This window comes from Microbacterium sp. R1 (assembly GCF_015159725.1).
GTDB lineage: Bacteria > Actinomycetota > Actinomycetes > Actinomycetales > Microbacteriaceae > Microbacterium > Microbacterium oxydans.
This window is the reverse complement of the sequence record NZ_JADDUD010000001.1, coordinates 890,764-908,062: the sequence shown is the minus strand read 5'-3', so window position 1 is coordinate 908,062 and position 17,299 is coordinate 890,764. Positions and strand designations below refer to the sequence as shown.

At 67.3% G+C, this 17,299-nt stretch carries 19 protein-coding genes and 1 tRNA gene; 3 read left to right on the top strand and 17 right to left on the bottom strand.

Annotation, left to right across the window (positions count from 1 at the left end; genetic code table 11):
- Positions 1 to 23: 23 nt before the first annotated feature.
- Genes ILP86_RS04520 through ILP86_RS04505 form a run of 4 tightly spaced genes read right to left on the bottom strand, consistent with a single transcriptional unit; the run spans position 24 to position 2,150 of the window.
- A complete protein-coding gene (locus ILP86_RS04520) occupies positions 24 to 245 on the bottom strand; it encodes a helix-turn-helix domain-containing protein (RefSeq protein ID WP_193761445.1) in 222 nt (73 codons plus the stop codon).
- Positions 245 to 1,099: a hypothetical protein gene (locus ILP86_RS04515; protein WP_193761444.1), complete on the bottom strand. Its 855-nt coding sequence runs from the start codon at positions 1,097 to 1,099 to the stop codon at positions 245 to 247. Before ILP86_RS04515 ends, ILP86_RS04520 begins: the two co-directional genes overlap by 1 nt.
- 5 nt (positions 1,100 to 1,104) lie before the next feature.
- Complete coding sequence (locus ILP86_RS04510; RefSeq protein ID WP_193761443.1) at positions 1,105 to 1,908, bottom strand: hypothetical protein; 804 nt, start codon at positions 1,906 to 1,908, stop codon at positions 1,105 to 1,107.
- Positions 1,905 to 2,150, bottom strand: a complete 246-nt coding sequence (locus ILP86_RS04505) for a hypothetical protein (protein WP_193761442.1) — start codon at positions 2,148 to 2,150, stop codon at positions 1,905 to 1,907. Before ILP86_RS04505 ends, ILP86_RS04510 begins: the two co-directional genes overlap by 4 nt.
- 119 nt (positions 2,151 to 2,269) lie before the next feature.
- Between ILP86_RS04505 and ILP86_RS04500 the strand changes: the two genes are divergently transcribed.
- Both ILP86_RS04500 and ILP86_RS04495 read left to right on the top strand, forming a co-directional pair.
- On the top strand, positions 2,270 to 2,842 hold the full coding sequence (locus ILP86_RS04500; RefSeq protein WP_193761441.1) for a hypothetical protein: 573 nt from the start codon (positions 2,270 to 2,272) through the stop codon (positions 2,840 to 2,842).
- The gene (locus ILP86_RS04495) at positions 2,839 to 3,291 is read left to right on the top strand and encodes an ImmA/IrrE family metallo-endopeptidase (protein WP_193761440.1); all 453 of its coding nucleotides are present in this window, start codon (positions 2,839 to 2,841) and stop codon (positions 3,289 to 3,291) included. Before ILP86_RS04500 ends, ILP86_RS04495 begins: the two co-directional genes overlap by 4 nt.
- Positions 3,292 to 3,343: 52 nt before the next feature.
- Here ILP86_RS04495 and ILP86_RS04490 read toward each other — a convergent pair whose 3' ends face one another.
- The 11 genes from ILP86_RS04490 to ILP86_RS04440 form a co-directional block, all read right to left on the bottom strand.
- Positions 3,344 to 4,618, bottom strand: a complete 1,275-nt coding sequence (locus tag ILP86_RS04490; protein ID WP_193761439.1) for a tyrosine-type recombinase/integrase — start codon at positions 4,616 to 4,618, stop codon at positions 3,344 to 3,346.
- Positions 4,619 to 4,739: 121 nt separating this feature from the next.
- Positions 4,740 to 4,815 (bottom strand) — tRNA-Thr (locus tag ILP86_RS04485).
- Positions 4,816 to 4,884: 69 nt separating this feature from the next.
- Positions 4,885 to 6,438: an alpha/beta hydrolase gene (locus ILP86_RS04480; protein WP_193761438.1), complete on the bottom strand. Its 1,554-nt coding sequence runs from the start codon at positions 6,436 to 6,438 to the stop codon at positions 4,885 to 4,887.
- Complete coding sequence (locus tag ILP86_RS04475) at positions 6,435 to 7,592, bottom strand: DNA polymerase III subunit delta' (protein WP_193761437.1); 1,158 nt, start codon at positions 7,590 to 7,592, stop codon at positions 6,435 to 6,437. The genes ILP86_RS04480 and ILP86_RS04475 overlap by 4 nt, the downstream gene beginning before the upstream one ends.
- Before the next feature lie 59 nt (positions 7,593 to 7,651).
- The gene (gene tmk, locus ILP86_RS04470) at positions 7,652 to 8,281 is read right to left on the bottom strand and encodes a dTMP kinase (protein WP_193761436.1); all 630 of its coding nucleotides are present in this window, start codon (positions 8,279 to 8,281) and stop codon (positions 7,652 to 7,654) included.
- The gene (topA, locus tag ILP86_RS04465; RefSeq protein WP_193761435.1) at positions 8,278 to 11,139 is read right to left on the bottom strand and encodes a type I DNA topoisomerase; all 2,862 of its coding nucleotides are present in this window, start codon (positions 11,137 to 11,139) and stop codon (positions 8,278 to 8,280) included. Before topA ends, tmk begins: the two co-directional genes overlap by 4 nt.
- Positions 11,140 to 11,219: 80 nt before the next feature.
- Complete coding sequence (locus tag ILP86_RS04460; RefSeq protein WP_046746463.1) at positions 11,220 to 11,546, bottom strand: hypothetical protein; 327 nt, start codon at positions 11,544 to 11,546, stop codon at positions 11,220 to 11,222.
- The gene (locus tag ILP86_RS04455; RefSeq protein ID WP_058632085.1) at positions 11,546 to 11,920 is read right to left on the bottom strand and encodes a TadE family type IV pilus minor pilin; all 375 of its coding nucleotides are present in this window, start codon (positions 11,918 to 11,920) and stop codon (positions 11,546 to 11,548) included. The genes ILP86_RS04460 and ILP86_RS04455 overlap by 1 nt, the downstream gene beginning before the upstream one ends.
- 20 nt (positions 11,921 to 11,940) lie before the next feature.
- On the bottom strand, positions 11,941 to 12,138 hold the full coding sequence (locus ILP86_RS04450; RefSeq protein WP_046746461.1) for a DUF4244 domain-containing protein: 198 nt from the start codon (positions 12,136 to 12,138) through the stop codon (positions 11,941 to 11,943).
- Between the two features lie 64 nt (positions 12,139 to 12,202).
- Positions 12,203 to 13,066: a type II secretion system F family protein gene (locus ILP86_RS04445; RefSeq protein ID WP_308431884.1), complete on the bottom strand. Its 864-nt coding sequence runs from the start codon at positions 13,064 to 13,066 to the stop codon at positions 12,203 to 12,205.
- Positions 13,067 to 13,098: 32 nt separating this feature from the next.
- Complete coding sequence (locus tag ILP86_RS04440; protein WP_227750907.1) at positions 13,099 to 14,109, bottom strand: TadA family conjugal transfer-associated ATPase; 1,011 nt, start codon at positions 14,107 to 14,109, stop codon at positions 13,099 to 13,101.
- Positions 14,110 to 14,523: 414 nt separating this feature from the next.
- Between ILP86_RS04440 and acs the strand changes: the two genes are divergently transcribed.
- Complete coding sequence (gene acs, locus ILP86_RS04435; protein WP_113681256.1) at positions 14,524 to 16,491, top strand: acetate--CoA ligase; 1,968 nt, start codon at positions 14,524 to 14,526, stop codon at positions 16,489 to 16,491.
- Positions 16,492 to 16,581: 90 nt separating this feature from the next.
- Here acs and ILP86_RS04430 read toward each other — a convergent pair whose 3' ends face one another.
- Positions 16,582 to 17,040 (bottom strand): RidA family protein, encoded by a 459-nt coding sequence (locus ILP86_RS04430; RefSeq protein ID WP_179515852.1) that lies wholly within the window; start codon positions 17,038 to 17,040, stop codon positions 16,582 to 16,584.
- Positions 17,037 to 17,261 carry a hypothetical protein gene (locus ILP86_RS04425; RefSeq protein WP_021199127.1) on the bottom strand — a complete coding sequence of 75 codons (225 nt, stop codon included), beginning with the start codon at positions 17,259 to 17,261 and terminating at the stop codon, positions 17,037 to 17,039. Before ILP86_RS04425 ends, ILP86_RS04430 begins: the two co-directional genes overlap by 4 nt.
- Between the last annotated feature and the right edge of the window lie 38 nt (positions 17,262 to 17,299).

Sequence of the window (17,299 nt, the reverse complement as noted above, 5' to 3'; positions counted from 1 at the left end):
AACGCGCTTCACAATCCAGCGGATCATGACGCCACCGCCTGGTCCCGCTCGGGGAGCTTGTCGACGTACCGGTCGAGATCGGCCTTCAGAAAGAAGACCCTCTTGCCCTTGCCCACGGGGATGAGCTCCCCGGTCTTGCGAAGGTCATCGATGTCCCTCACCGAACGAGACAGGTAGTAGGCCGCAAGCTCGCGGGTGAACAGCGCGGGTGCGAACTCGATCCGTTGCACAACGCCGGCGCTCATTACTTCGGCTCCGGGATCTCGATGAGCCCGCCCTTGGGCGAGTTGAGCTTGACCACGGTCATGGATTTGCCCGCTCGACGCGAGTTCCACGCGCGGTAAATGGCGGACAGTTGTGCTCGACGATCGATGGTTCGACGGTTCCGCCGCGCGTCGGAGAAGAGGTTAGTGAGGGCGATCACGGGGTCCCCGAAACGGAGTCCGATCTTCTCAGCAGCGTCACGCCAGAAAGCGTCGGCGTCCTCGGGGCTCAGCTGCGCGAAGACCCAGTGAGTGTAGGCGACCATCGATGGTGCCACGTCGGTGCGCCTCGCGAACTTGGAGGCCACCGACGCGGATGCCTCCACCTCAGGGTGGGCATCGATCCAGGCCTGGAGGGTTGCGTTTGTGAACTTCCCCCCGCCTGCGGTGCGCCCGGTCGTGACGTGCATTGCGATGTTCGCAGCAGCCGCTGTGATGACGTTGTTCTTGTGTCCCTGGATCTTGAGGTTGTCCGCGACGCTTCGCTTGGCGCCAGAGTCCATCGTCATCTGCGCCGACTCATTGATGCCGAACATCACCAGCATCTTCACGGTGATGTTCGCCCGGAGGATCGCGTGCAGCCGGTTCTGACCGTCGAGCAGCTTCTCGGGTCCGGTCGGGTCACCAGAGAAGCGGATCGCATCGCCGTTGAGAGCCCATCGGCCGGCGAGCATGTCGCGGGCGTACGCAGCGATCGCGTGTGGCTTGAGATCACGGTTGGCGACGTTGAGACCGAGCCAACGCTGTGCGAGGTCTGGGCTGACGTCGATGATCTCGAGGGTGGGGCCGGTTGCAGTGCGCGGCGACTTAAGCTCGGATACGATGGCAGTGTTCATTTCGATCAGCTCTCTTCCTGGTTGATTTCGTCGAGCAGGTCCTGGCAGACCTCGACGGTGAACATGAGGTGGCCACGGATCAGCCCGGCCACCTCTTCTTTGTTGCGGCTGAAACGGTCGTCTTCACGAATGTTCTGCAGACGCTGAGCGATCTTGCGCAGGTCCCATCCCACGTTGCGGGCGCTGTCAGTGAGCGGCTTGCGTCGGGGAGCGCTTGGGGCCGCCTTGCTATAGGTCTTGCCATCAAGGCCCGTGCGCGCATGAGGCTTGGGCGTAGCCGATTCGAACTGTTCAGCGAACCTCTGGTAACCGTCCGCGATCTCGTCGCCAAGAGCATCGCGAACCGCGTCGACATGGAGCGGCAGTATCTCTCCGGTTTCAGGGTCAAGGGTTCCCGCGGTGATCATCTCCCGCTGGATATCCTCGGCGGACCGCACGGGTACCCGAGGCGGCGCGTCAGGTGTCCCAATTTGGGACACCTGACGAAGGTCGCTCGTGACCGTGTTCTTCGACGCCCCCGTGACGCTGGCGATGGCGCGGGTGGTCATGCCCTGGCCGGAAAGCCACTGCACGACCTCGCGGCGGTCGCCTCGGGCTAGCCTCAGCGGCTCCTCCCCCATGACGTCAGCGAGGTATGCGGTCCAGGATGCATACCCCAGAGCGACGTGCGCCTTGCCGTCCTGCGCCTCGGCGACCAGTCGTTGCAACTTGTCTACGCCATCACGGACAGACATCGCCGTGTAGCGGATCCTCTCAGTGATGCGAAGGGCATCGGCTTCGCTCATGATCGCGATGTCGACGGAGCTCATGCCGCTTCCGCCTCGACCGTCGCGAGGATATCCAGAGACCATCCGGTAAGAAGCGCCAGCTTCGAGAGCAACACGGTGCCGAGTGCACCCGTGTCATAGGCGCGGGTTACGGTCGAGACAGCAACCTGCAGATGCTCTGCCATCGCGGTTGCATTGAGCGTCCCCTTGAGGCGACCCCGTTCGTGCATCCAGCCGTTCTCTGATGCGATCCGTTCAAGGACCACGGGGCTGATGCGAAGCATCGGAACCTCCTTTGTCTTCCGTTCGATACAACCTGTTGCGTCCAACATACACACCTTGTCTGTTGCTCGCAACAGTCACGCGGCTTGACTTTACGTTGCGTGCGCGCAACACTTGGTGCATGACCGAAACCGATCAGGCAAACAGCTGGGGAGCATGGCTCGCCACAAAGCTCGATGAGCGCGAGTGGCGACAGGCCGACCTCGTCCGCGAGTCAGGAGGCCTGATCAAGCGCGATCGCGCTAGCAAATGGCTCAGCGGGAACGAGCGCCCGAGCCATAGGCTCGCCATTGTCGTTGCAAACACCCTCGACCTGCCGCATGAGGAGGCTCTTGAAGCCGCCGGCTTCACTGCGGAGTCTTCGAAACGCGAGAAGGATCTCGATGAAGCGCTCGCTCAGATCGATCGCCAGTTCGGGGCGGGCGGAACCATGACCCTTGCCCATCGGCAGGAGCGAACCCCGTCGCTTACTCGGCTTGAGCTTTTCCGTGAGCTCGATCAACACCCGGACTATCTGATCCTTCAGTACCTTGCAGAGCGTGCTCTTCGCAGCCGCTACCGGACCGATGTCGGCCAACCTGCCGGTGATGTCGGTGACTCCGCCGATGATGTGGAGGAGCGCGAGAGGCAGCAGGCTGAGTACGCCAGAGCGGCACGCGCACGTTCAAGGGATCGGGGGGAGGACCTGCTGTGAAGGTCGAGCAACTGTACGAGATGGCTGACATGCTCGGCGTCGCCGTCGAGCACACAGACCTCTCCCACCTGGGACGTGACGGTGACTACGACCTGAAGACGAACACGATCCGACTTCAGGAAGGGATGGCGTCCCGCCTTCTACGGTGCGTATTCGCACACGAGCTTTGCCACGCGGTGTTCGGTGACGTCACGTCGAAGTTCGGCCCGGTGAACGCTAAGCAAGAGCGGCGGGCAGACGAATGGGCAGCGCTCCGACTCATCGATCACGACGACTACCGCTTGGCCGAGGATCACCACGATGGAAACGTGCAGCTCATGGCGCAGACTCTCGACGTCGTCGATGACATTTTGACCGCGTATCAGCGAGTGCTCCTGCGGATCGGGGAGACTGTCTATGTCGGCCCACGGATGGGTGAGGGCCAGTGGGCCGCCAAGGTCTCGGCCTGACCCGTTGACGCAGAAAAGCCCCCGACATATACGTGTCGGGGGCTTCGTCTGCCTACTTGTCGAACGCGGCCTGGAAGTGGGCTCCGATCGCTTCGAGCGCCTTGCGTGCCTCTGCGGACGATACGTGCTGGTATCCGCGGGTGGTTCGCACGTTGACGTGGCCGACGATCTCGCCGATGACTTTCGCGTCGACACCGAGTTCCATCAGCACTGTGGCTGTGGTGTGGCGCGCGAAGTGCGTCGTGGGCGTTGGTGGAGTCCCGTTCGGCCGGTCCTTCGGTGGCAACGCCTGCTCTGCGGTGATCACACCAGCCTCGAGAAGAATCGACCTCCACTCAACCTGGTCTTGCTCGGCCGTGATGGGAGAGCCATCGTCGTTGTGCCAGACGAGTCCGTGAGGGTTCGGGCGGGCGTCGGCGGCGAGGTACTTCGTCAGCTCCGCTTCCAGTGCGGGGATCAGGGGGAACGTCCTCGGCCTGCCGGACTTCGGACGGACGATGCAGAGCCGACCGTCGAGCTGACGGTGCGTGAGCCCGGCGCCGACCATCAGCCGTCTACTGGGGCATGAGCCGGCGCGCTCCTTGCTGCACGTCCCCGCGCACCCGTGTTTGAACCGCACCTCCGAGAGCGACCACTGGACGGTGAACTCGTGTCGCACAAGATCGATGCTGTCCAGCGTCGCCCCTAGCCGCTCTCCCTGCCGCATTCCGGTCAGGACAGCGAACCACCAGCGCACACCATCCGGGCGCCGCAGGGCGGCTTGCAGCACCCGTAGAGCCACATCTGTGTCCAGAGCGCCACGCGCCCCGTCTCCAACCCCAGGCGGCGTGACGTCGGCGGCGACATTCTTGGAGCAGACGCCATCCAAGCGAGCGGCATCGAGCATCGACGACATGACCGCGTGTACCTTCTGTGCGGATGAGATCGCCCTGCCTGCGTCGGTCACGGCAAGCGTGACGGCACGGATGTCAGATGGCCTGAGTGCGGAGATCCGCTTCTTCCTCAGCGGCGGCACGATCCACTTGTTCACGGCCGACTCGTACCCGGCGAGAGCTGCGGGCTTCATCTTCGGTTCGCAGATCGTCCTGAGCCAGTGCTCGGCCCACTTCTCGACGGTCATCGTCTTGTCGAGCGGGGCGCCGTGCTCGTTCACTTCTGCCCGAAGGGCGTCGAGCTTGTCCCGCGCCTCCTTCTTCGTGCGCCCCGTGACGTACTTCTGCTTGCGGCGTCCGTCTGGGTGGAAGCCGACGTCGATCACGCCACGCCAGTGGCCCCGCGACTTGATCTCGTACAGACCGCCGTCGCCGTTGCTGCGAACCTTTGGCATCATCTCTCCTCGGAACGGTGCACACATGGATGCACACATGCACCTGCAAAACGTATGTTTGCAGGTGCTACCGACAGAAACGCCAAAACCCCCGGAATCTCAATGGATTCCGGGGGTTTGATGGAGCCGCTTGTCAGAATCGAACTGACGACCTTTTCATTACGAGTGAAATGCTCTGCCGACTGAGCTAAAGCGGCGTGCGACGTGTGAGCGGCGCGATCACCGATATTACCCTGTCTCGCGCTCACTCGCGAATCGAGGCCTCCTCATTCGCAGCGGAGCCCGTCTTCCGGTACGACATCGTCGAGCAGGAACGCCTCGACCGCGTCGTCCACGCAGGCGTTGCCCTTGTTGTATCCGGTGTGCCCCTCGCCGACACGCGTGATGAGAACACCTTCCTCGAGCTGGTTCGCGAGCGACTCCGACCACTCGTAGGGGGTCGCCGGGTCGTTCGTCGTGCCGATCACCAGGATGGGGCCGGCGCCTTCAGCCTTGATCTCACCTCGCGTGCCCGTGGGCGGGTAGGGCCAGACCGAGCAGGAGTCAGGCCCCGCCCAGTAGGGCGCGATCGTGGGCGCGCCTTCGGCGATCTTCGCGTTCGTCGCGGCTTCAGCCGCCGGGTCATCCTCGACCGGGTAGTCCATGCAGTTGTAGGCGCGGAAGGCCTCGGTGGAGTTGTCGGTGTAGGTGCCGTTCTCGCGTCCGTTGTAGAAGTCGGCGAGGAACAGAGCCGAGGTCGGGTCGCCCTGCAGTGCCTCATCGAGCGCCTGCGTGAGGTAGCCCCAGCTGTCCTGCGAGTAGAGCGCGGCGATGATGGCGGTCATCAGGGAGTCCGCACCCAACATGCGGCCGTCTCCGCTCTTCAAAGGGGTGCTGTCGACACTCGCCAGCAGCGCCCCCAGATCGGCCATGGCCTCATCCACGCTGCCGTTGAACGGGCACTCCCCCGAGTCGAGGCAGTCCTGCATGTAGGCGCGCAGCGCGGACTCGAACCCGAGCGCCTGCGTCGCGCCGACCTCGAGCCCGGGGACAGCGGGATCGATCGCGCCGTCGAGCACCAGGCGGCCGGCCTTCTCGGGGTACAGCTTCGCGTAGGTCGCACCGAGGAACGTGCCGTACGAGTAGCCGAGGTAGTTCAGCTGCTTGTCGCCCAGCAGCGCGCGGATCAGATCCATGTCCCTGGCGGCGTTGACCGTGGTGATGTACGGAAGGATCCCCCCGCTGTTGGCATCGCACGCCTCGGCGAACTTCTTGTGCGAGTCGAGCAGCTCGGCCTCCCACTCGGCCGTGCCTCGTGCTGCCGAGGGAATGCCGTACAGGTAGTCGTCCATCTGCGGCGCGTCGTAGCAGGTGACCGCGGTGGAATCTCCGACGCCGCGCGGGTCGAACCCGATCACGTCGAAGTTCTCGATGAGGTCGGCGCCGACCGCGAAGTCGAGGCTGTTCAGGATCAGGTCGACACCGCTGGCCCCCGGACCGCCCGGGTTCGTGAGCAACGAGCCGACGGGGGTGCCCTCGGCGCGGTGTCGGACGACCGAGAGGGTGATCTCACCCTTCCCCGGGTTTTCCCAGTCGAGTGGAGCGGTGACATCGGTGCAGTCGAAGCCGACACCGCACTCCGTCCAGGTCAGTTCTTGCGAGTAGAAGGGCAGCAGGTCCTCGGCGACGCCCTCGGTGTCCGGCGCACTCGTCGTCGACGGCCGTGACGACTGCTCGGGAATCATCGCGTACAGACAACCCGACAGGGCGACGGAAGCGGCGGCGAGCCCTGCGATGACCGCGGCGGCGCGGCGCAGGCGGGAAGTCGATCGATTGTTCACGGTTTCCTCCCGCTCGTGATCGTCACGAGCAAGCTCTCCAGGGCGAGCAGCGGGGCGACGTTGCGCTCCAGCGACTGCCGCGTCTCGGCAAGGTGGTCAAGTACGACAAGAGTACGGGTCTCGGGCCAGGCGGAAGCGAGGTCGGACAGCTCGGTGCGCAACTCGCTGTTGATGAGACCTTCGCTCTGCCCGAACTGCAGCATCACGACGTCGCGGTACAGCGACTGAAGGTCGGTGAGCACGCGGTCGATCCCGTCGCGCAGGCTCCGCGTGGCCCGCTTCTTCTGATCCTCTTCGAGCGCCGAGAGCTGTGTCCGCAGCGCCGGCGGCACCGCCTGGCCCTCGGCGATGCCGATCGTGCGCAGCAGCGAAGCGCGCTCCTGAGCGTCGCGCTCGGCGGTGAGAGCCTTCGCGTCCTCCGTGGCCGCCTGGATGATCCGTCCGGCGACCTCGACCGCATCGCCCACTCCTCTGACGCCGAGGACCGAGCGGAGCGTCTCGTCTCGCCGGCGCCTGGCCGCATCGTCGGTGGCGAGCCGCTGGGCCATGCCGATGTGGCGCTGCGCATGCCGTGCCGCCTGCTCGGCGACGGCTTCATCCACCCCCGTGCGAAGGCTGATGAGCCTGGCCACGTCGGCGACATCGGGCTCCCGCAACCGCAGCGATCGCACGCGCGATCGGATCGTGGGCAGCAGATCGGCCTCGCTCGGCGCGCACAGGATCCACACCGTCTGCTCCGGAGGCTCTTCGAGCGCCTTCAGGAGCACGTTGGAGGTGCGCTCGACCATGCGGTCGGCGTCTTCGACGACGATGACCCGATAGCGGCCGGCGGAGGGGGCGAAGTAAGAGCGCTCGACGAGACCACGCGCCTCGGCGATCGTGATGATGACCTTGTCGGTGCGCAAGGCGGTGACATCCGGATGGGTACCTGCGAGCACCTGCCGCATGACGGTCTCGTCGTCCGGCCGATCCGCGATGAGTGCGGCTGCGAAGGCGTACGCCAGAGTCGAACGGCCGGAGCCGGGCGGTCCCGTGATCAGCCAGGCGTGCGAGAGCGCCGACGGATCGGCTGCCGCGGCACGGAGCGTGTCGACGGCAGCGTCCTGCCCCCACACATCCGCCCACGGGAAAGGGGCCGGAACGGTCTGGGGCATGCACTCAGCCTAATCGTGACCACCGACGTCGGAAGCACGGAGAGGTGCCGCCGCGCTGGTCAGTCGAGAAGGGCGCCGATTCTCGCCCTGATCTGCTCCGCGATCGCATCCGGGGCCGCTGCGGCGTCGACGACGAGGAACCTGTCCGGCTCGGCTCTCGCAAGGTCGAGGAAGGCGTCGCGGACGCGTCCGTGGAAGTCCGACTGCTCCGCCTCGAGCCGGTCGAACGGCTTGTCGGCGGAGTCCAGCCGAGCCCGCGCCTCACTGGGGGCGAGGTCGAGCAGGATCGTCAGGTCGGGCAGCGCACCCTCGGCGGCCCAGAGCGAGAGGTCGCGGATCTCCGCCGCATCGAGCACCCGGCCAGCGCCCTGATACGCCACGGACGAATCGAGGTAGCGATCCTGCAGCACGATGTCGCCCCGACCGAGCGCCGGGCGTACGACGGTGGCGACATGGTGCGCCCGGTCCGCGGCGTACAGCAGAGCCTCCGCGCGCGGTGCGATGTCGCCGCGATGGTGCAGGACGATGTCGCGGATGAGCTGACCGACCTCCGAGCCGCCGGGCTCACGGGTGCGGACGACCGTACGTCCGGCCCCTTCGAGCCAGTCCGCGAGCAGGTTCGACTGTGTGGTCTTGCCCGAGCCGTCGCCGCCCTCGAGAGTGATCCACACCCCGCGGCCTGAGGTCACGAGTCCGCCTTCTCCGCTGCCTTCGCCGCGGCGTTCGCGGCACGCGTCGCGGCGGCCTTCTTCGCCGCCGCGGAACGCGCAGCGGACGTGGCGGCCGTCGTCTTCTTCGCTGCAGGCTTCTTGGCCGGTGTCTTCTTCGCTGCGGGCTTCTTAGCTGCGGGCTTCTTCGCGGGTGCCTTCTTCGCGGGTGCCTTCTTGGCGGCACCGCGCTTGGGGGCGGGGCCCTTGGCGCGCTTGTCGGCGAGCATCTGCACTGCGATCTCGAAGGTGATGTCCTCGACCTTCTGCCCACGCGGAATCGTGACGTTCGTCTCGCCGTCGGTCACGTACGCACCGAAGCGGCCGTCACGGATCCGGATCGGCTTGCCACTGACCGGGTCGGCCTCGAACTCGGCGAGCGCGCTGGAGGCCCTGCGTCCGGCGCCGTACTTCGGCTGGGAGTAGATCTCCAGCGCCTGCTCGAGCGTCACGTCGAAGATCTGCGACTCCGACTCGAGCGATCGCGAATCGGTGCCCTTCTTCAGGTACGGTCCGAACCGCCCGTTCTGCGCCGTGATCTCATCGCCGGATTCGGGGTCGACGCCCACGACGCGCGGGAGGCTCAGCAGCTGCAGCGCCGTCTCGAGGTCGATCTCGTCGACGGACATCGAACGGAACAGCGACGCGGTGCGCGGCTTGGGAGCCGCTTCCTTCTTCGCGCCCCGCTTCGGCTTCGGCTTGTCGACGACCTCGCCGGTCGCCTCATCGACAGCGGCATCCTCCGACACGGGATCGTTCTCCTGAACGTACGGCCCGAACCGGCCGTCCTTCACGACGATGATCTTGCCGTTCTCGGGATTCTCCCCGAGAACGCGGTCACCGGCGACGGGAGCGTCGATGAGCTCCTGCGCCTTCTCGGCGGTCAGCTCGTCCGGCGCCAGGTCTTCCGGAACGTTGACGATGCGCGGCTTTGCCTCGGGATTCGCCGGGTCGGCCACCTCGAGGTACGGGCCGTACTTGCCGAAGCGCAGCGTGGCGGTGTCGGTGATGCGCGTGGAGTTCAGCGCGCGGGCATCGATCTCGCCGAGGTTGTCGACGACCTGGCGCAGCCCGACGTGGGCGTCAGAGCCGAAGTAGAACGACTTGAGCCACTCGACGCGGTTCTGCTCGCCACGGGCGATCGTGTCGAGGTCGTCTTCGAGCGCAGCCGTGAAGTCGTAGTCGACGAGGTCGGCGAAATGCTCTTCGAGCAGACGCACCACGCTGAACGCGAGCCAGGTCGGCACGAGCGCCTGCCCGCGCTTGACCGCGTATCCACGGTCGAGGATCGTCTCGGGGATCGAGGCGAACGTCGAAGGACGTCCGATGCCCTTCTCCTCGAGGACCTTCACGAGCGAGGCCTCGGTGTAGCGCGGCTTCGGCGTGGTGCGGTGGCCCTTGGCCTCGGCATCCGACACGGCGAGCTGGTCGCCGACCGCGACGGCAGGCAACGACTGGTTCTCCGCGGCGTCGGCATCTCCGCGCTTCTCGTCGCGACCCTCCTCGTACGCCTCCAGGAAGCCCTTGAACGTGTAGACGGTTCCGGATGCCGTGAACTCGGCCTTCCTCTCCCCCGCGTCGACGGCGATGGTGACCGTCGTGGTCTCGTACTTGGCGTCGGACATCTGGCTGGCGACGGTGCGCTTCCAGATGAGGTCGTAGAGGCGCTGCTCATCGCGATCCAGCTCGGATGACAGGGAAGCCGGCGTGCGGAAGTTGTCGCCCGAGGGGCGGATGGCCTCGTGGGCCTCCTGGGCGTTCTTGCTCTTCGACTTGTAGACGCGCGGCTTCAGCGGCACCGCTGCATCGCCGTAGAGCGAGACCGCCTGGCTCCGTGCCGCCTGCACCGCCTGGGTGCTCAGCGACGTGGAGTCGGTACGCATATAGGTGATGTAGCCCTTCTCGTACAGACGCTGGGCTACACCCATGGCCTGCTTGGCTCCCATCGACAGCTTGCGGCCCGCCTCCTGCTGCATCGTGGAGGTCGTGAACGGCGCGTAGGGGCTGCGCGTTCCCGGCTTGGCCTCGACCTTGGTGACGTTCCCGGTGCCGACGGCGTCCACAGCCGCGGCGAGCGCGGTGGCCGCGGCCTCGTCGAGGATGACGACGGCCTTCTTGAGCTTGCCGTCGTCGTCGAAGTCCGAGCCGCGTGCCAGCTGGCCGCCGTCAACGCGGACGAGTCGGATCTTGAACGAGGTACCCGTCGCCGCGGCTGCCGCATCGACGTCCCAGTACTCGGCAGAGGTGAACGCCATGCGCTCGCGCTCGCGGTCGACGATGAGGCGCGTCGCGGCGGACTGCACACGACCGGCCGAGATCCCGGTCTTGACCTTGTACCAGAGCACGGGCGAGACATCCCACCCGTACAGGCGGTCGAGGATGCGGCGGGTCTCCTGCGCGTCGACGAGGTCGTGGTCGAGTTCGCGGGTGTTGCCGACGGCGGCCTGGATCGCGTCCTTGGTGATCTCGTGGAACACCATGCGCTTGACCGGGACCTTGGGCTTGAGGGTCTCCAGCAGGTGCCAGGCGATCGCCTCGCCTTCGCGGTCCTCATCAGTGGCGAGCAGGAGTTCGTCGGCGCTCTTCAGCGCACGCTTGAGCTCGGCGACCGTCTTGGTCTTCCGATCGGAGACGACGTAGTACGGGTCGAACCCGTTGTCGATGTCGATGGAGTACTTCCCGTACGCCTGCTTGTCCGCAGCCGGGATGTCCTTCTTGTCAGCGAGGTCGCGGATGTGGCCGACGGAGCTGAGCACCTCATAGCCGTCGCCGAGGTATCCCTGAATAGACCGCATCTTCGTCGGGGACTCGACGATGACGAGCTTCTTGCCTTCAGCCAAGGGTGCGTCCTTTCTTCGAAGCACACCATACACACCACTGTGTGGGGTCGTTCACAGTGAGCGAGGTCGCGCTGCCGTCGCTATCCCTCGGGTGGCCCGGCACGGGCTCGGGAGACGGCTGCGAGTCCAGCGTACGCCGCCTGCACCTCCACGGTCGCCACGAAGCCCTCGAGGACGCAGCCGGTGAGGGTCGCGCCGGCAGCGAGCGCGACCCTCTCGGCGAGTGCGCAGGGCTGCTCGGATGTGGTCACGGCACCGCTCGCCGCATCGGCAGCGGCGAGCGCCGCAGCATCGGCCGCACCCGCCGCTCGTTGCGCCGTCACGGCCGCACCTCCGACAGCGGCGAGACCCAGGGAAATGGTGGCCGCGACCGCGAGCATGCCAGCCGCCAGCGCCGAACCGGCCATCAGAGTCCTCCCTCGAGTGCGCAGCTCGAGGCCCGCAGCGGCATGCGGATCAGCGCGCCGACGGAGACATCGACGGAGGTGGTGACGCATACGAGGTCGCCCCGGGGCGAGGACGACATCCCCGCCCCTGGCACGGCAGCATGCACCACCCGCTCTGCCGCACCGTGTCCCTCGCCACGTCCGAGAAGACGAGCCGCGTCCGCGGAGGCGTCCTGCAGCGCGACCTGGCGAGACGCCGCTCCGAGCGCCCCTGCCCCGAGAAGGAGCGCGAGCACGACGGCGGGAAGCGCGAGTGCCAGCTCCGCTGCGGCGGATCCGCGCTCGTCCGCATGTCGCGGCGTCGGCGCCGCATCGCCACCGCCAAGCTCGGTCATCGCGCGTCTCCCTGCCCACATCACGACACCGTGAGCGCGCGCCGCACGAGGTCCGTGAGGATGCCGCGGACTTCATCGGAGCGCATGATGACGACGAGGAGCCCGGCGAAGGCGACCGCGGCCATCGTGGTGATCGCGTATTCGGCTGTGGCCGCCCCGGTGTCGTCGCCGAACAGCATGGCCGCGCGTCGGCGGTCGAGCGCAGGGATGTTCTTCATGGTGTTCCTTCTTTCTCTCTGGGCGATGCGTAGGCATCGGATGGTGCTGATGGACTGTTGGCGGTCACAGGGGCATCGGAGTGGATGCGAGGACGCTGAGCAGGAGAGGCGCGACGCCGAGGAGCAGGAAGGCGGGCAGCGTGCAGATACCGAGCGGGAACAAGAGCCGTGTCGAGAGCTTCGCCGCACGGAGCTGCCCCTGGACCCTCGCGGCATGCCGGTCCTGGGCGGCCGCTGCCCGCAGGAGCTCTGCGGCAGGCACCCCTGCAGCGCGGGACAGCTCGAGCACGGCGGCGACCCGCTCGTCGCCGCCTCCGGAGACGGATGTCTGCGAGACCAGGTGCAGCGCGCGGTCGATGGAGGCGCCACCGGCGAGCGCGATCGCGACCAGTTCTGCCCGCATGCCGGGGGTGCCGGGTTCCGGCGCCGCTCTCCTCAGGAGCAGCGATGTCCACAGCCGCGCCGCTACCACGAGGAGGAGGCCGAGAATCACGCAGGCGGCCCCGAGCACACTCCCGAAGATGACACTGAGGGTGTCGAAGCCGAGCGCGAAACCGAGGAGCAGCCCGGCCATGGGCATCCAGAGCAGCAGACGCGCCGTCCCGGCCGGCTCCGCGAGAGCGATGCGCACATCATCGGCAGCAGCGGCGGCATCCCGCAACGTCTCCGCGATCATGCGGAGAACCTCGGCGAGCGGGGCCCCGACCGTTGTCGCGACCTCCCAGGCCGCGGCGAGATCGACCCAGGCCCCGCCCTCTGCTTCGATGGCGTCGAGGAGCGGGATGCCACGATCGAGCCGATCGACGACGGCGCGTGCTGGCACGTCGTCGGTGGCGGCGAGATGCCGCCACGCGACGAGGGGGACCGCTCCGGCCTGCAGCAGCACAGCCAGCGTCTGCACCGACGTCGCAGCGTCCGCTGAGGTCACATCCCGCCGCTGCGCCGCGCGAGGAGATCGCCTCACCGCCACGGCTGCACCTCCTCGATGTCGAGCCGATCCGCTGCGATGACGAGCCGGCCCGCCTGGCGGATCCGACGGATGCCGCCGGGGGCACGGTCGAGATGGAGGACGATGGTGAATGCGCTCACTGCCTGTCGCGCGAGTGCCACCGCATCCATGCCGGCGAGGGCGCCCAGGGCTTCGAGGCGGGCAGGAACGTCACGGAGCCCGCTGGCGTGCAGGGTGCCTGCGCCGCCATCGTGTCCGGTGTTGAGTGCGGTGAGCAGCTCGCGGACCTCTTCTCCGCGACACTCGCCGACCACCAGGCGATCCGGCCGCATGCGCAGAGACTCACGGACCAGGCGGCTCAGCGTGATGCCGCCGACGCCCTCGAGATTCGGCTGCCTCGCCTCGAGAGCGACGTGGTGCGGATGCCTCGGCCGCAGTTCGGCGACGTCTTCGATCGTCACGATGCGCTCCCCCGGCGCGACCTCGGACAGCAGAGCGGAGAGCAGCGTGGTCTTGCCCGTTCCCGTTCCCCCGGTGATGAGGATGTTCGCCCGCTCGGCCACCAGGCCGAGAAGCCAGGCCTCTTGGCGCGCATCGAACGCGCCGAGCGCAGAGAGGGATCGAAGGTCCGCGGCGCGCACCCGGGGGATGCGTATCGAGAGCGCGGTTCCTGTCGTCGACACCGGAGAGAGCACGGCATGCACACGGACGCCCGAGTCGAGGCGGACGTCGACGCAGGGCGCCTGGTCGTCGAGATGGCGTCCGCCGAGCCCGACCAGTGCGACGGCGAGGTCACGAACCTCACGCTCCGAGGCCCTCCAGGCGGCAGCCGGCTCGGCGCCATTCCCCCGGTCGACATAGAGCCCGCCCGCACCGTTCACGAACACATCGGTCACCGCGTCGTCGATGTGAGGAAGAAGCGGTCCGAACACGGGATCCAGACGGAGGGGTGCCGGCGACGTGGTCTCCTCGGATGCGAGCGAGCGCACTCCCCTGGGCTGGATAACGAAGGAATCAGGCATGACGGCGACGTTATGCGCAGTCGCGGAGGGGGAAGTCCCGAGAGATCCGGATCCTCCAGCGCCTGTGGAGAAGCCGGTTCGTCACCCCGTGGTGCAGTGCCTGGCTGCCGGCCGGACCCGAGGATGCTCCGAGGACGCAGAGAGCGCTCCCAAAGGAATGGGCGGCATCTCACGGGGGGAATGAGATGCCGCCCACGACGTTCCACGATTGGGGGAATCGGGCACGCCAAGGCCGGAATGAGAATTCGGCTGTCGTCGAGTGTACGCAAGGCGACCGTCCTGACAAAACCGGCAACACTACCGACTTTCGGCAGTATGCGCGGCGAGGCCGCAGGGATAGATTCGCCCTGACCTGGTCGCCCACCCCCACGACCATGCTCGCAAGACCCGTATGCCGCAAAGGAGCGCCTGCCGATGAGCAGCCAGATCGACCATCTTCTCGACGAGACCCGGAAGTTCGCACCGTCGGAGGAGTTCGTCGCCCAAACCATCTCGTCGCCCGAGCTCTACGAGCGGGCGGCCGCCGACCGCGAGGGCTTCTGGGGCGAGCAGTCCCGTGAGCTGGTGCACTGGCACAAGCCGTTCACGCAGGTGCTCGACTGGACCAACCCGCCCTTCGCGAAGTGGTTCGACGACGGCGAGCTGAACGTCGCGTACAACTGCCTCGATCGCCACGTCGAGGCCGGCAACGGCGACCGCGTGGCGCTGCACTGGGAAGGCGAGCCCGGCGACTCGCGCCGCATCACCTACGCCGAGCTGACCGACGAGGTCAAGCGCGTCGCGAACGTGCTGGAGGGACTCGGCATCGGTCAGGGCGACCGCGTCGCTATCTACCTGCCCATGATCCCCGAGGCGATCGCCTCCATGCTGGCCGTCGCCCGCCTCGGCGCCATCCACTCCGTGGTGTTCGGAGGATTCAGCGCCGACAGCCTCCGCTCGCGCATCGACGACGCCGGCGCCAAGCTCGTCATCACGGCGGACGGCGGCTACCGGAAGGGCCGCGTCTCCGCCCTCAAGCCCGCCGTCGACCAGGCACTCTCCGACCGCGGAGACGGCGAGCAGCAGACCGTGGAGCACGTCCTGGTCGTCAAGCGCGGCGAGAACGAGGTCGACTGGATCGAAGGCCGCGACATCTGGTGGCATGACGCCGTCCCCGCAGCCTCCGCCGAGCACACGGCACAGGCCTTCCCCGCCGAGAACCCCCTCTTCATCCTCTACACGTCGGGCACCACCGGGAAGCCCAAGGGCATCCTGCACACCTCCGGCGGGTATCTGACCCAGGCGGCGTACTCGCACAAGTACGTCTTCGACCTGCACCCGGAGACCGACGTGTTCTGGTGCACGGCCGACATCGGCTGGATCACCGGGCACAGCTACGTCGCCTACGGACCCCTCGCCAACGGTGCGACCCAGGTGCTCTACGAGGGGACGCCGGACGCCCCGCACCCCGGCCGCTGGTGGGAGCTCATCGAGAAGTACAAGGTGTCGATCTTCTACACCGCGCCGACCGCGATCCGCTCGTTCATGAAGATCGGCCGCAGCGTCCCCGCGAAGTTCGATCTCTCGTCGCTGCGACTGCTCGGCTCGGTGGGAGAGCCCATCAACCCCGAGGCGTGGATGTGGTACCGCGAGGTCATCGGCGCCGGCAAGACGCCGATCGTCGACACCTGGTGGCAGACCGAGACCGGCGCGATCATGGTGTCCGCCCTCCCCGGCGTGACGGAGACCAAACCGGGTTCGGCTCAGGTGCCGCTCCCCGGGATCTCGATCGACGTGGTGGACGAGCAGGGCGTCGAGGTCGGCAACGGCAGCGGCGGGCTGCTCGTGATCACCGAGCCGTGGCCGAGCATGCTCCGCGGCATCTGGGGCGACCCCGAACGGTACCGCGAGACCTACTGGGAGAAGTTCGAGGACCAGGGCTACTACTTCGCGGGCGACGGCGCGCGCCTCGACGACGACGGCGACCTGTGGCTGCTGGGCCGCGTCGACGACGTGATGAACGTCTCCGGCCACCGCCTGTCGACCGCGGAGATCGAGTCCTCCCTGGTCGCGCACGAGGCGACGGCGGAGGCCGCCGTGGTCGGAGCCTCGGACGAGACCACAGGACAGGCCGTGGTGGCCTTCGTCATCATCAAGGAGAGCTACCTCGCCGCGCACGAGCCCGCGGGCCTCGCGCAGCAGCTGCGCCTGTGGGTCGGCGAGCAGATCGGCGCCATCGCCCGTCCGCGCGACGTCTACATCGTCGGCGAGCTGCCGAAAACCCGCTCCGGCAAGATCATGCGTCGCCTTCTCCGCGATGTGGCCGAGGGCCGCGAGGTGGGAGACACGACGACGCTCGCCGACACGGCCGTGATGAGCATCATCTCGGCGCAGGTGAAGTAGGACGAGCAGCAGGCAAGAGAAACGCGCCTCCCCATCTCGGGGAGGCGCGTTTCTCTTGCGGACACGACGGAGGACGCCGCCGGGACGCATTCAGGCGAGGAGGAACGTCACCTCGACCTCGACCGGACTGCCGAGCGGGAGCTCCGCGACGCCGACAGCCGCCCGTGCGTGGCGCCCCGCGTCACCGAAGATCTCACCGAGCACCTCGCTCGCGCCGTTGATGACGGCGGGCTGCCCCGTGAAACCGTCCGCGGATCCGACGAACCCGCCGACGCGGAGCACACCGCCGATGCAGTCGACACCACCCGCGGCATCCGCCGCCGCGGCCAGAGCGTTCAGCGCACACGTGCGGGCGTAGGTCTTCGCATCCTCGGCGGAGACGTCGGCGCCCACCTTGCCCGTGGCCGGCAGCGCACCGTCGACGAACGGCAGCTGGCCCGAGGTGTAGACGAGGCCCCCGTGCACGACCGCAGGGACGTAAGCGGCGACCGGGGCGGCGACCGGAGGCAGCTCGATGCCGAGCTCGGCGAGGCGGGCGGAGACGCTCATGCCTGGCCTCCCTCGAACTGACGGGCGGCCTGCTCTGCGGCGGCGAGGCCGGCATTCGTCGACGCGTCGGACGTGACGGGGCGCTTCAGGTAGGCGACGAGCCCGCCTTCGGGCCCCTGCACGACCTGCACGAGCTCCCAGCCCTGCTTGCCCCAGTTGTTGAGGATGGCTGCCGTGTTGTGGATCAGCAGCGGCGTGGTGAGGTACTCCCACGTGGTCATGGCACTCCTGTCGATCGGGGCGCGGCACCGGAAATCCG